This window comes from Exiguobacterium sp. PHA03 (assembly GCF_041945985.1).
Taxonomy (GTDB): Bacteria; Bacillota; Bacilli; order Exiguobacteriales; family Exiguobacteriaceae; genus Exiguobacterium_A.
In genome coordinates this window covers 1,194,369-1,208,297 of the sequence record NZ_JAUTYQ010000001.1, presented here as the reverse complement: position 1 = coordinate 1,208,297, position 13,929 = coordinate 1,194,369, and the positions used below count along the sequence as shown (strand labels likewise).

Genomic DNA, 13,929 nt, shown 5'->3' with positions numbered 1-13,929 from the left:
TGTTTTCTTGTCTCACACCCATTCGCCCCTTGGGCAATCCGCAAGAGGAGGAGGAGTTGCTGTCACGGTGTGAAGCGATCAGACAGCACAATTGCGAGTGGATACACAACAACGCATGTCACTGTTGCTCAGTGACTTGGAATTACCGAACGGTATCATTGAAGAATACTTTCACGAAGCAGTTCTCGAGAAGCTTCGCGTCAATAAAGCAAAGGCAACCTGGACATTTGAAATTCGCTTGCCACATGTTTTACCCCAAAACGTCTATCAACTCTTTACGAGTCGTTTGACAAGTCGGTATCAGCAATTTGCCGAAGTCAAAATCATATTACACGCAGATAGCCGTCCAGATGAACGGATGTATCATGATTACTGGCCATATGTCGTGCAGGATCTCGCAGATGTCTCATCGGCAATGCGGACACAACTCGGGCGTGTCTTACCGGAGTTTAAAGAACAGAAACTATTCATTCCGGTCCGAAGTGAACCGGAAGCAGGTTTCTTAAAGAGTAGCTTATGTGGGGAATTACAATTACTCTATAGTGCTTACGGATTCCCAAAATTCAACTGTGAACCGATTGTTCAGATCAACGAATCGAAACAAGAAGCGTTGCGAAATCAGGTGAAACAGGAAGACATGGAAGAAGCAAAACGGATGCTCGAGTTGCAATTCAAACGGGAACAATCGCGAGATGACGATGATGGCCCTGTCGAAATCCGGATCGGGAAACCAATTCAAGATGAGATCGTTCCGATCAAGACGATTCAAGATGAGGAACGACGGATTGCGATCCGTGGTCTTGTTTTCTCAGCTGAGAGTCGTGAACTACGAAGTGGGAAGACAATTTTTACGTTCAAGATGACAGATTATACGGACTCGCTCGTCGTCAAAATGTTTGCGCGTGACGAAACAGACGTCAAAATCCTCTCAGCCATCAAAAAAGGCATGTGGATTCAAGCAGCAGGTCGTGTCGAGTTCGATACGTTCCTGCGCGATCTCTGTATGATGATTGCCCAACTGTCAGAAGTGAAGATGGAAGCCCCTGCTGACCCTTGGGCAGGCGAGAAACGTGTCGAGTTACATGCGCACTCGCAAATGAGCCAGATGGACGCCGTCATGAACGTGACGAAATACGTTGAACGCGCGGCGAAATGGGGTCACCCTGCTGTCGCGATCACGGATCACGCCGGTGCACAAAGTTTTCCGGATGCCTACTATGCCGGAAAGAAAAACGATATCAAGGTACTGTACGGAATTGAAGCAAACGTCGTCAATGACGGGGTGCAAGTCGCCTACCATCCGGTGGAACGTAACTTAGATGACGCGACATTCGTCGTCTTTGACGTCGAGACAACTGGTTTATCCGCGATGTACAACAAGATCATCGAACTTGCAGCTGTTAAAATCCACGATGGTGATATCATCGATAAATTCGAAGCATTCGCGGATCCGAAGCATCTATTGTCGGCGACGACGATTGACTTGACAGGGATTACCGATGATATGGTCCGGGGAAAACCAGACCCGGAACAAGTCGTCAAGGAATTCATGGACTGGGTCGGCGACTCGATTCTCGTTGCCCACAATGCCTCGTTTGATATTGGATTCTTGAATGCGACACTCCGGTCTGGTGGTCACGATGAATCAGTCTTACCGGTCATTGATACGCTTGAGTTAGCCCGTGTCCTGATGCCGACACTTAAAAACCACCGGTTGAACACACTCGCGAAACGATTTGACATCGAATTGACGCAGCATCACCGCGCCATTTATGATGCGGAAGCGACAGGATATTTGATGGTCAAGTTGCTTCAAATGGCAGATGAGATGTTCAACATGAAGACACATGCCTCACTCAACCGAGAGATGGGAAAAGATATCTCGCGGGCACGACCATACCACGCGACGGTCTATGCGAAGAACCGGACGGGCTTGAAGAATCTGTACCAATTGATTTCGATTGCTCACACAAAACACGTGCACCGTGTCGTGCGCACACCACGCTCGCAACTCATCGCACATCGGGATGGATTGATCATCGGGTCAGCTTGTGATAACGGCGAGGTATTTGATGCCGCCTTGAATAAGTCGGACGAAGATTTAGCAAAAGTGATGCAGTTCTATGATTTCATCGAGATTCAACCACCCGCGATGTATGGTCATTTGATCGAACGGGAAATCGTTCAGAATGAACTTGAACTGCGCGAACTGATTAAAAAGATCATCCGTGTCGCGGAAGAACATGACATCTTACCAGTCGCGACTGGTAACGTACATTATCTCGATCAACATGACGCCACGTATCGAGAAATTTTGATCCGGACGCAAGGTGGAGCGAACATGCTGAACATGCGAAAACAATTGCCACCGGCGCATTTCCGGACGACGAAGGAAATGATGGACGACTTTAAGTTCCTCGGACCAGATGTGTCGGAACGTCTCGTCATCACGAACAGTCAAGCCGTCGCGGAACAGTTCGAGAACATCGATATCATTCCAAAAGATCTTTATACACCGAAGATCGAAGGGGCAGACGAAGAAGTTCGGAATCTGTCGTACGATATGGCGCACCGGATTTACGGCGAGACGTTACCGGAGATCGTCGAAGCCCGACTCGAAAAAGAGTTGAAGTCGATTATCGGTCACGGATTCGCTGTCATCTATTTGATTTCCCATAAACTCGTAAAAAAATCACTCGACGACGGCTATTTGGTCGGTTCACGGGGATCGGTCGGATCAAGTCTCGTTGCGACGATGACGGAGATCACGGAAGTCAATCCATTGCCGCCACACTATGTCTGTCCGAATTGTAAGGAATCGGAGTTCTTTGATGACGGTTCCGTTGGTTCGGGATTCGATTTGCCGGATAAGTCCTGTTCGAAATGTGATGTCCCATTGTTCAAGGATGGTCATGATATTCCGTTTGAAACGTTCCTTGGATTTAAAGGGGATAAAGTACCGGATATCGATTTGAACTTCAGTGGGGAATACCAGCCGCAAGCACACGCCTATACGAAAGTCTTGTTCGGTGACGATTACGTCTACCGTGCCGGAACGATCGGTACGATCGCTGAGAAGACGGCGTATGGCTATGTCAAAGGGTATCAGTCAGAGAATGAGCTGACATATCGGAATGCGGAAGTCGATCGTCTTGTCAGTGGTGTCACTGGCGTCAAACGGACGACTGGTCAACACCCGGGAGGGATCATCGTCGTACCGGACTACATGGATATCTATGACATCAGTCCGATTCAGTATCCGGCAGACGATATGGGTTCTGAATGGAAGACGACACACTTCGACTTCCATTCGATTCACGATAACTTACTCAAACTCGATATTCTCGGTCACGATGATCCGACGATGATCCGGATGCTACAGGATTTATCGGGACGTGATCCGAAGACGATTCCGGTCGATGACCCGGAAGTCATGAAAATCTTCAGTTCGACGGAATCGATCGGTGTGACGCCGGAACAGATTGATTCAAAAACCGGAACGCTCGGTATTCCGGAGTTTGGGACGAAGTTCGTTCGCCAAATGTTAGAGGAGACGAAACCGACGACGTTCTCAGAGCTCGTTCAGATTTCAGGACTCTCGCACGGAACGGATGTCTGGCTTGGAAACGCCAGCGAATTGATCTACAACGGAACGTGTGAACTAAAAGATGTCATCGGTTGTCGAGATGACATCATGGTCTACTTGATCTACGCCGGTCTTGAACCGTCACTTGCCTTTAAAATCATGGAGTCGGTCCGTAAAGGGAAAGGACTCTCGATTGACATGGAAGAGGCGATGATTGAGAACGATGTGCCACTCTGGTATATCGATTCTTGTAAGAAAATCAAGTACATGTTCCCGAAAGCCCATGCTGCCGCTTACGTCTTGATGGCTGTCCGGATTGCCTATTATAAAGTCCATCATCCGATGTATTACTACGCTTCGTACTTTACGGTACGTGCGGGTGATTTTGATATCGGTGCGATGAATAAGGGCTCTGCTGCCGTTCGGAAAGTCTTGCAAGACATCAAGGACAAAGGTTTCGAAGCGACGGCGAAGGATAAGGGATTGTACACGGTTCTTGAAATCGCGCTCGAGATGATCGAACGCGGCTTTACGTTCCAAAAGGTCGATCTCTATCGCTCGAGTGCAACGGAATTCCTCATTGACGGGGATACGTTGTTACCACCGTTTAATGCCGTGACAGGTCTAGGGACGAATGCTGCGAAGCAAATCGTCGAAGCACGTAAAGGCGGCGAATTCCTCTCGAAGGAAGACCTCCAAAAACGCGCCAAATTGTCGAAATCGATCATCGAGACGCTCGATAACCTAGGCTGTCTCGAAGGGTTACCAGACGAGAATCAGCTCTCCTTGTTCGACTTGTAAGCCCTTAGGAACACTTGCTTTGAGCGCTTTCCTATGCTATATTGAGTGAGGAAATGTTTTTTATACTACGACTTGGAAGGAGTAGGGGGACCTGCTCCTTTCTTGTTTGTTTTTTGAAGGAGGATGAAGATGACGAACGTAACGGAAAAGGTCGAAGCGCTCGCAAAACCAATCGTCGAACGAGAGGGGATGGAGCTAGTCGACGTTGAATTCGTCAAAGAAGGGGCGGATTGGTTCCTACGTGTCTCCATCGACAAAGAGGGTGGCGTAGATCTTGAAGACTGCGTCAAAATCAATGAACAGTTATCGGAAGCATTGAATGACAATGATCCGATCGACGAGCCGTATTACCTCGACGTCGCTAGTCCAGGAGCGGAACGTCCACTGAAGAAAGACGAGGACTTCGAAAAGGCGATTGGGAAACATGTGTACATTAAAACGCACGATCCAGTAAAGAATGCGGTTGAATTCGAAGGAACGTTGCTCGCGTATACACCTGAGATGCTTGAAATCGAAGTGCGTGTCAAAACAAGAAAATTGAAAATTGAGATACCGGTCGACAAGATTTCACTTGCGCGACTTGCGGTAATGTTCTGACGGAAAGGAAGAGAACGATGGGACCACAGTTACTCGAGGCGATCAATCAAATCGCGAAAGAGAAGGAAATTGACAAGAACATCATCATCGATGCGCTCGAACAGGCATTGATTTCAGCGTACCGACGCAACTTCGGAAAAGAGTCGGAGGCTGTAAAGGTCGAATTCGACCAGCAGACAGGAGACATCCGTGTCTTCGCGCTTAAGGAAGTCGTCGAACGATTGACACAACCAGAAGAGCAACTTTCGCTTGAAGAGGCGCACGAGATCGATCCGACATATGAACTCGGCGATTTCCATAAAGTCGAAGTGACGCCAGGCGACTTCGGTCGTGTTGCAGCACAAACAGCAAAACAAATCGTCACACAAAAAATGCGTGAAGCAGAACGCGAACGCATCTACAATCACTTCGCGGATCGTGAAGACGAGATCATGACAGGTATCGTCGAGCGTCAAGATGCACGCAACTTGTACGTCAACCTAGAAGGTATCGAAGCTGTCTTGACGACACACGAGCAAATGCCGAACGAGCGTTTCGGGATTCGTGATCGCATCAAGGTGTACGTCACGAAGGTTGATCCGATGGTCAAGGGATCAGGGGCATCGATTCTCGTATCACGGACACATCCAGGTCTCTTAAAACGTCTCTTTGAAATCGAAGTACCAGAGATTTCAAGTGGCGAAGTCGAAGTCAAGTCTGTGGCGCGTGAAGCGGGCGACCGTTCGAAAATCGCAGTCGCAGCGGACGACATCGATCCAGTCGGTGCATGTGTCGGACAAAAAGGGGCGCGTGTTCAACGCATCGTCAATGATTTGAACGGGGAAAAAATCGATATCGTCCGTTACTCGGATGATCCGAAAGAATATGTCGCGAACGCACTCAGCCCAGCTCAAGTCGTTGCGGTCTATGTCAACGAACCAGCGAAAGCGACAATCGTCGTCGTTCCAGATTTCCAACTGTCGCTTGCAATCGGGAAACGTGGTCAAAACGCGCGTCTCGCAGCGAAATTGACAGGATGGAAAATCGACATCAAGAGCGAGTCTGAAGCGGAAGCGATGGATCTCGAAGATGTCTTCGCGACGGAAGAGCCGGCAGTAGAAGCGGTCCAAGTCGAAGGCGAGGAATAATTCGTGCAAAAAAAGGTACCATTACGTAAGTGTGTCATCACACAAGAAATGAAACCGAAAAAAGAATTAATTCGTGTCGTCCGGACACCTGAACAAGAGGTCGTCATCGATTTAAATGGTAAGATGAATGGGCGAGGTGCCTATTTATCGAAAGATGCGGCAGTCATTGCGACGGCGAAGAAAAAACGGACGCTTGATCATCATTTAAAGGTCAAGACGACAGATGCCTTATACGATGAATTGCTTGAAATCGCGGGAGGTACAAATGAGTAAATGGGAATCCCTTCTCGGTCTCGCGAATCGAGCTAGAAAAGTGACGACGGGAGAAGAACTCGTACTGAAAGAAGTACGAGGAGGGCAAGCGAAGCTTGTTCTTTTAGCAGCAGATGCGGGGGCTGCCACGCGTAAGAAAGTCACAGATAAATGTACGAGTTATCAGGTTCCTTACCTAGAAGTCGCCGACCGTACGATTCTCGGTCAAGCATTAGGAAAGGATGCGCGTGTTGTCGTGTCAGTCAATGAAGCCGGATTTGCGAAAAAGCTAACTGAACTCCTCTCGAACGACTAATTGGAGGTGGATCCTTTGGGTAAACGTGTATACGAATTCGCCAAGGAACAAAATGTAACAAGTAAGCAGGTCATCACCCAGCTTGAAAAGCTGGAGAAACCAGTCAAGAATCATATGGCAGTATTAGATGAACAGACAGTACAGCAACTCGATCAAGTATTTAATCCCGAGAAATATCGGGCTCAAAAGACGGAGGCTCCAAAACAAGTGAAATCAGATAATAAACCGAACCGACCAGGAAGTACAAACAAACCAGCAGGTAACCAATCACGTAACAGCAAAGGCGGACGCCCAGAATTCGGCAACCGTAACAACCGTGGCGGCAAACGTCGTCCGAACCAAAAGAAAGCAGAACCGCGTAAACTTGAAGTAGCGGATCCGAACTCGAAGTCGAGTCAACGTAAAGCTGCTCGCCGTGCACAAGAAGAGGCGATGGCAAACGTCGTTCAATACTCTGACAACTTGACAGTCGGTGAACTCGCTGAAAAAATGGCGAAAAAACCGAATGAACTGATCATGAAATTGATGGGTCTCGGTGTCATGGCGAACATCAACCAAGATCTTGATGACGAGACAGTGGAACTTCTCGCGACAGAGTTCGGCTTTGAAGTCGAGAAGACAGTCCAAGTCGATGAGACGGACTTTGATCAGTACGAATTGAATCTCGACCAGTACGAATTGTCTGAGCGTCCACCGGTCGTTACGATCATGGGACACGTTGACCACGGTAAAACGACATTGCTCGATTCGATTCGTAACACGAAGGTTACTGCAGGCGAAGCTGGCGGGATCACACAGCACATCGGTGCTTACCAAGTTGAGATCGACGGCAAGAAAATCACGTTCCTCGATACACCAGGTCACGCGGCGTTCACAACGATGCGTGCACGTGGAGCAGATGTCACGGATATCGCGATCATCGTCGTTGCAGCGGATGACGGTGTCATGCCACAGACGGAAGAAGCGATCAGCCACGCGAAAGCAGCTGGCGTTCCAATCATCGTTGCTGTCAACAAGATGGATAAAGAAGGCGCAAACCCAGACCGTGTCAAACAAGAATTGACAGAGTTCGAACTCGTTGCAGAGGACTGGGGTGGCGATACGATCTTCGTACCCGTTTCAGCACTTAAAGGTGACGGCATCGATGAATTGCTCGAAATGATTCTTCTCGTTTCAGAAGTACAAGAATACAAATCAACACCAGAAATGAACGGTCGCGGAACAGTCATCGAGGCGAAACTCGATAAAGGACGCGGTCCAGTCGCGACGCTTCTCGTTCAACACGGGACACTTCGTGTTGGGGATCCAATCGTTGTCGGTCACACGTTCGGTCGTATCCGGGCAATGGTCAACGATATCGGTCGTCGTGTTAAAGAAGTTGGACCATCGACGCCAATCGAAATCACAGGTTTGAACGACGTACCGAAAGCAGGCGATCAATTCTTCGCATTCGAAGATGAGAAAAAAGCCCGCCAAATCGGTGAAGCGCGTTACCAGCGTGAAATCGAAGCACAACGTCGTGATTCGGCGAAAGTCAGCTTAGAAGATCTCTTCGATCGTATCAAAGAAGGCGAAGTCAAGGACCTCAACATCATCATCAAAGGTGACGTACAAGGTTCAGTTGAAGCCTTAGCCGGTTCATTGAAGAAAATTGATGTCGAAGGTGTTAAAATTAACATCGTACACTCAGGTGTCGGTGCTATCACGGAAGGTGACGTCATCCTTGCTTCGGCAGCGAATGCGATCATCATCGGATTCAACGTTCGTCCGGATGGTAACGCGAAATCAATGGCGGATCAGGAGAAAGTCGAAATTCGTCTTCACCGGATCATCTATAACGCAATCGAAGAAATCGAGCAAGCGATGAAAGGTCTTCTTGATCCTGAATTCGTTGAAAAAATCATCGGTCAAGCTGAAGTCCGCGATGTCATCAAAGTATCAAAAGTTGGTACGATCGCAGGTGGATATGTCACAGAAGGTAAGTTGACTCGTGATGCAGGCGTACGTGTCGTTCGTGACAGTATCGTCATCTACGAAGGAAAACTCGATACACTTCGTCGTTTCAAAGATGATGTCAAAGAAGTCGCTACTGGCTATGAGTGTGGAATTAAGATTGAAAAATATGATGATATCAAAGTCGATGATGTCATCGAAGCGTTCATCATGGAAGAAGTCAAACGGAAGTAACAGAACGGAATCCATTCTTCCGAACTGGAGGGAATAACTATGAGTTTACGCTCGAATCGTGTCGCCGAACAGATGCGTAAGGAAATTACGCAATTGCTCATCAAAGATGTCAAGGATCCTCGCGTCAAGACGATTACCGTCACAGGTGTCGAAGTGACAGGAGACTTACAACAAGCGACGATCTTCTACTCGGTCCTCGGTGACGAAAAAGCACGTGAGGATGCGCGCATCGGTCTCGAAAGATCAAAAGGCTTCATGCGCAAGGAAATCGGATCGCGGATTCGTCTACGGAAAACACCTGAACTATTGTTCGAGGTCGATTCTTCTGTCGAATACGGATCACGCATTGATGAGTTGCTTCGGAATTTGAACAAAGATTAACATCTAAGGCAACCACGTGTGTGGTTGCCTTTTTTCAAGGAGGAAATAACGTGGAACCCATCGGAGTATTACCGTTAGATAAACCAGCGGGTATGACGAGTCATGATTGTGTCTTTCGTCTACGTCGCTTGTTTCAAACGAAAAAAGTCGGACATACAGGTACGCTTGATCCGGAAGTAACGGGTGTCTTACCGATTTGTCTCGGTCGAGCGACGAAGCTTGCCCGCTTCATCACAGATGAAGGAAAGCGCTACGCGGCGGAAGTGACGATTGGCTTTGCAACGACAACGGAAGATGCGCACGGGGAAACAGTTCGCGAAACAGCGGTTGAACCGGGAACTATTACCGAGGAAGCAATTGCAGACATCTTGACTCAATTGACAGGAGAGATCGAGCAGACGCCACCGTATTATTCAGCTGTTAAAGTGAATGGGAAAAAATTATATGAATATGCCCGAAAAGGCATTGAAGTCGAACGACCGACACGAATCGTCCGCATCGATCGATTAGAACGGACATCGGACCTTGTGTTCGAAGGTGGTCTTTGTCGTTTCCGTCTTGATATCGCTTGTGGAAAAGGAACGTATATTCGGACATTAGCAGTAGAAATCGGAGAACGACTTGGTTACGCGGCACACATGAGTGAACTACGCCGAACAGGCTCTGGTGCGATTGCTGAGACGGATACAGTGACTCTTGAGACACTCGAATCGTATGAGACGGTCGAAGAACGGATGCAACACGTTCTACCGATTGAACACGTCATCCAAAAATGGCCACGCTTGACGGTCGATGCGTCGACTGCACAGCGTGTGTTGAACGGAGCAAAGCTGACAAGCATTCCAGTCGAATTCGAGCTGTTTACTGTCTATAATGAAGAAGACGTACCTTTAGCGCTATATCGACGTCTTCCAGAAGAACAGGTAGCACGCGTTGAGGTCATGCTACAAATCGATTAAGATCGGAGAGAGCATCATGGACATCATACATTTAACATATCCGGAACAACCTCAAAAAGACCCTGCTGTCATCGCACTCGGCTTTTTTGACGGTGTACATCTCGGACATCAGCAAGTCATCGCAGCAGCACTAAAAGAAGCGGAGGCTCGTCGCCTGCCTTTGGCTGTCATGACCTTTGATCCCCATCCGAAACAAGTGCTTGGTAAAGGGGATGAACCAGTCCACTACATCACGCCGCTTGAACGCAAATTAGAGAAACTCGAGCAGCTTGGTGTCGATCGTGTTTATGTGATTGAGTTTACGATTCCTTTCTCGGAATTATCACCGCAAGCTTTCGTCGACGAATATCTGATTGCGTCTGGAGCAGAACACGTCGTTGCTGGATTCGATTATTCCTACGGTCGCTTCGGAGCCGGCAAAATGGCGACGCTTGATTTTCATAGTCGTGGCACATTTACGCATACCGTTGTAGCAGAATTCCAAGAAGAAGCTGAAAAGATCAGCTCAACCCGGATTCGTCGTTTACTTGCTGCAGGAGAAGTCGAACCGGCTGCACGTTTGCTTGGAGAACCCTACCAAATCAAAGGCACGATCATTCACGGTGACGCACGCGGACGGCAAATCGGTTTCCCGACAGCCAACATGCGACCGGAATTCGCCTACGTCATTCCGAAACTTGGTGTGTATGCGACATTCGTTCGCTTAGCAGACGGTCGCCGGTTCAAGGCGATGACGAATGTCGGGAGACGCCCAACGTTCTATGAGACGGGAGACGTCAGTATAGAGACGCATCTTCTTGACTTTGATGAAGATCTTTATGGTCAAGAATTGACGCTTGAATGGATCGCTTACTTACGCGATGAAAAAGCCTTCAACGGTATCGATCAATTGAAAGAACAATTGGCACGGGACCGCGAAGAAGCAAATGTACAATTAAGCGTTTGACAGTACGGACAGGGTTCGTTATGATAGGTCAGTACGATCACGTACAGCCGATTCACTTGGCATCTGGTCTCACCATCCGATGCTCGGGAATACGGTCATTCATAAGATGGAGGTGGAGTGACAATGGCACTCACAAAAGAACGTAAAAACGAAATCATCGAAGCATATGCTACGAAACAAGGCGATACTGGTTCGCCGGAAGTACAAGTTGCTGTTTTAACTGAACAGATCACAACTTTGAACGATCACTTACGTACACACAAAAAGGATCACCACTCACGTCGTGGTCTCTTGAAAATGGTCGGTCGTCGCCGTAACTTGCTCACATACCTTCGTAACAAGGATGTTGCACGTTACCGTTCGTTGATCGAGCGTCTTGGTCTCCGTCGCTAATCCCGACGAGAACGAGGTAGGGAAGCAGGAGCATCGTCTCCTGTTTCTTTTTTTTGCCGATTCATGGACTTTTTGCGCAAGAACCTACATAATTAGATTTGAATGAAAAAACGGATAGCAGTGAGAGGAGATTTGTGCATGTCACAAACAAAACAGACGTTTTCGACCGAACTCGGTGGACGTCCATTAACGATTGAAATCGGTCAATTAGCAAAACAAGCGAACGGAGCAGCATTGATTCGCTACGGTGATACAGCCGTTCTTGCTACGGTCGTTGCATCAAAACAACCAAAGGACTTAGATTTCTTCCCATTAACAGTGAACTATGAAGAAAAATTATATGCGGCAGGGAAAATCCCAGGTGGATTCCTTAAACGTGAAGGACGTCCAGGAGAGAGCGCGATCTTGACTTCGCGTCTGATCGACCGTCCAATCCGTCCATTATTCCCGGATGGTTTCCGTCACGACGTACAAGTGGCGACGACGGTTCTTTCGTCAGATGCTGACAATTCACCAGAAGTCGCTGCGATGATCGGGGCTTCGATTGCGCTTTCGATCTCGGATATTCCATTCGACGGTCCAATCGCAGGCGTGACGATCGGTCGCGTCGACGGAGAATTCGTCGTGAACCCGACTTCAGCGCAAATGGAAGTCAGCGACATCGACCTTCAAGTTGCTGGAACAAAACATGCCGTCAACATGGTTGAAGCAGGTGCGAAGGAAGTATCGGAACAAGCAATGCTTGAAGCGATTTTACTTGGACACGATGTCATCAAGGAAATGATCGCGTTCCAAGAAGAAATCGTCGCACAAGTCGGTAAAGAGAAGTTCGAATATACGGTATCAAGCTTCGATGAGACAATCGTCAATCGCCTGAAAGCAGAAGCATTAGCAGAAGTCACACAAGCGGTTCAAGTTGAAGAAAAACAAGCGCGTGACATTGCTATCAACGAAGTCATCGCAAAATACATCGAGTTGTATGCAGCTGACGAGTCTGTCACAGCAGAGCAACTGGCAGAAGTATCAGGCGTGCTCAACAAGTTCGTCAAAGACGAAGTCCGTCGTCTCATCACGGAAGACAAAGTTCGTCCAGATGGTCGTGGTCTTGCTGAGATCCGTCCGCTTGATTCAGAAGTCGGTCTCTTGCCACGTGCACACGGTTCAGGTCTGTTCACACGCGGTCAGACACAAGTCTTGTCTGTAGCGACACTTGGTGTTGCGGGTGACGCTCAAATCATTGATGGACTTGGTCTGAAGGAAGAGAAACGTTTCATGCACCATTATAACTTCCCACCATTCTCAGTTGGGGAAGCACGTCCGATGCGTGCACCAGGTCGTCGTGAAATTGGTCACGGGGCACTCGGAGAACGCGCACTTTTACCAGTTCTTCCGAATGAAGTTGATTTCCCGTACACGATTCGTCTCGTGTCAGAAGTGCTTGAGTCGAACGGTTCTTCATCACAGGCTTCCATCTGTGGTTCGATCCTTGCCATGATGGATGCGGGTGTTCCATTAAAAGCACCTGTCGCTGGTATCGCGATGGGCTTGATCATGGAAGGCGAAAATTACTCGATCTTGACAGATATCCAAGGGATGGAAGATCATCTCGGAGATATGGACTTTAAAGTCGCTGGAACTCACGAAGGTGTCACAGCTCTCCAAATGGATATGAAAATTGGCGGAATCACGCGTCAAATTCTTGAAGAAGCACTTGAACAAGCACGTCTTGGTCGTCTGCATATTCTTGAGCATATGCAATCTGTCATTGCTGAACCGCGTGTCGAATTGTCGCAATACGCGCCGAAAATCGTCACACTTAAAATCAATCCAGATAAAATCCGTGATGTCATCGGACCTGGTGGTAAAGTCATCAACGGTATCATCGATGAGACAGGCGTTAAGATCGACATCGATCAAGACGGAACAGTCTTTATCGCTTCGACGGATCAAGCTGGCATCGATCGTGCCCGTCAATTGATCGAAGATATCGTCCGTGAAGTCGTCGTCGGTGAAGAGTTCGATGGAACGGTCCGTCGCGTTGAGAAATTCGGTGCATTCGTCGAATTGTTCAAAGGAAAAGACGCACTCGTCCACATCTCGGAACTCGCACTTGACCGTGTTGGTCAAACGGAAGATGTCGTTAAACTTGGAGATAAGCTAAAAGTCCGTGTCACAGAAATCGATGACAAAGGACGCGTTAACGCGTCGCACAAAGTCCTGCTCGTCGAAGGATTAAGCGAAGAAGACCGTGCCGCATACGAAGAAAAGAAAAAGACAGAGCGTGAGAACCGCCCGCCACGCCGGGATCAGGGTTCACGCCCACCACGTGACGGACAACGTCCACCACGTCGTAACTAATGAATCCAAGGTGGCTCGACGGTGCA

The 13,929-nt window shown here is 48.3% G+C and carries 11 protein-coding genes; all 11 read left to right on the top strand.

Going from position 1 to position 13,929, the window contains the following annotated elements:
- Positions 1 to 115: 115 nt before the first annotated feature.
- Positions 116 to 4,387 (top strand): PolC-type DNA polymerase III, encoded by a 4,272-nt coding sequence (locus tag Q7C19_RS06480; protein WP_290775058.1) that lies wholly within the window; start codon positions 116 to 118, stop codon positions 4,385 to 4,387.
- A 129-nt stretch (positions 4,388 to 4,516) separates the two neighbouring features.
- Positions 4,517 to 4,984: a ribosome maturation factor RimP gene (rimP, locus tag Q7C19_RS06475; RefSeq protein ID WP_023468684.1), complete on the top strand. Its 468-nt coding sequence runs from the start codon at positions 4,517 to 4,519 to the stop codon at positions 4,982 to 4,984.
- A 17-nt stretch (positions 4,985 to 5,001) separates the two neighbouring features.
- Positions 5,002 to 6,111: a transcription termination factor NusA gene (gene nusA / locus Q7C19_RS06470; RefSeq protein ID WP_023468683.1), complete on the top strand. Its 1,110-nt coding sequence runs from the start codon at positions 5,002 to 5,004 to the stop codon at positions 6,109 to 6,111.
- Between the two features lie 3 nt (positions 6,112 to 6,114).
- Complete coding sequence (gene rnpM / locus Q7C19_RS06465) at positions 6,115 to 6,384, top strand: RNase P modulator RnpM (protein ID WP_023468682.1); 270 nt, start codon at positions 6,115 to 6,117, stop codon at positions 6,382 to 6,384.
- Positions 6,377 to 6,679, top strand: a complete 303-nt coding sequence (locus Q7C19_RS06460) for a YlxQ family RNA-binding protein (RefSeq protein ID WP_023468681.1) — start codon at positions 6,377 to 6,379, stop codon at positions 6,677 to 6,679. Before rnpM ends, Q7C19_RS06460 begins: the two co-directional genes overlap by 8 nt.
- A 15-nt stretch (positions 6,680 to 6,694) precedes the next feature.
- Complete coding sequence (gene infB, locus Q7C19_RS06455; protein ID WP_035407064.1) at positions 6,695 to 8,866, top strand: translation initiation factor IF-2; 2,172 nt, start codon at positions 6,695 to 6,697, stop codon at positions 8,864 to 8,866.
- A gap of 39 nt (positions 8,867 to 8,905) precedes the next feature.
- Positions 8,906 to 9,247: a 30S ribosome-binding factor RbfA gene (rbfA, locus tag Q7C19_RS06450; RefSeq protein WP_035407069.1), complete on the top strand. Its 342-nt coding sequence runs from the start codon at positions 8,906 to 8,908 to the stop codon at positions 9,245 to 9,247.
- A gap of 50 nt (positions 9,248 to 9,297) precedes the next feature.
- Complete coding sequence (gene truB, locus Q7C19_RS06445) at positions 9,298 to 10,206, top strand: tRNA pseudouridine(55) synthase TruB (protein WP_290751322.1); 909 nt, start codon at positions 9,298 to 9,300, stop codon at positions 10,204 to 10,206.
- Positions 10,207 to 10,222: 16 nt separating this feature from the next.
- Positions 10,223 to 11,152, top strand: a complete 930-nt coding sequence (locus Q7C19_RS06440; RefSeq protein ID WP_035407075.1) for a bifunctional riboflavin kinase/FAD synthetase — start codon at positions 10,223 to 10,225, stop codon at positions 11,150 to 11,152.
- A gap of 123 nt (positions 11,153 to 11,275) precedes the next feature.
- Complete coding sequence (gene rpsO, locus Q7C19_RS06435; protein ID WP_023468676.1) at positions 11,276 to 11,545, top strand: 30S ribosomal protein S15; 270 nt, start codon at positions 11,276 to 11,278, stop codon at positions 11,543 to 11,545.
- 138 nt (positions 11,546 to 11,683) lie between these two features.
- Complete coding sequence (gene pnp / locus Q7C19_RS06430) at positions 11,684 to 13,903, top strand: polyribonucleotide nucleotidyltransferase (protein WP_290751315.1); 2,220 nt, start codon at positions 11,684 to 11,686, stop codon at positions 13,901 to 13,903.
- Positions 13,904 to 13,929 lie beyond the last annotated feature (26 nt).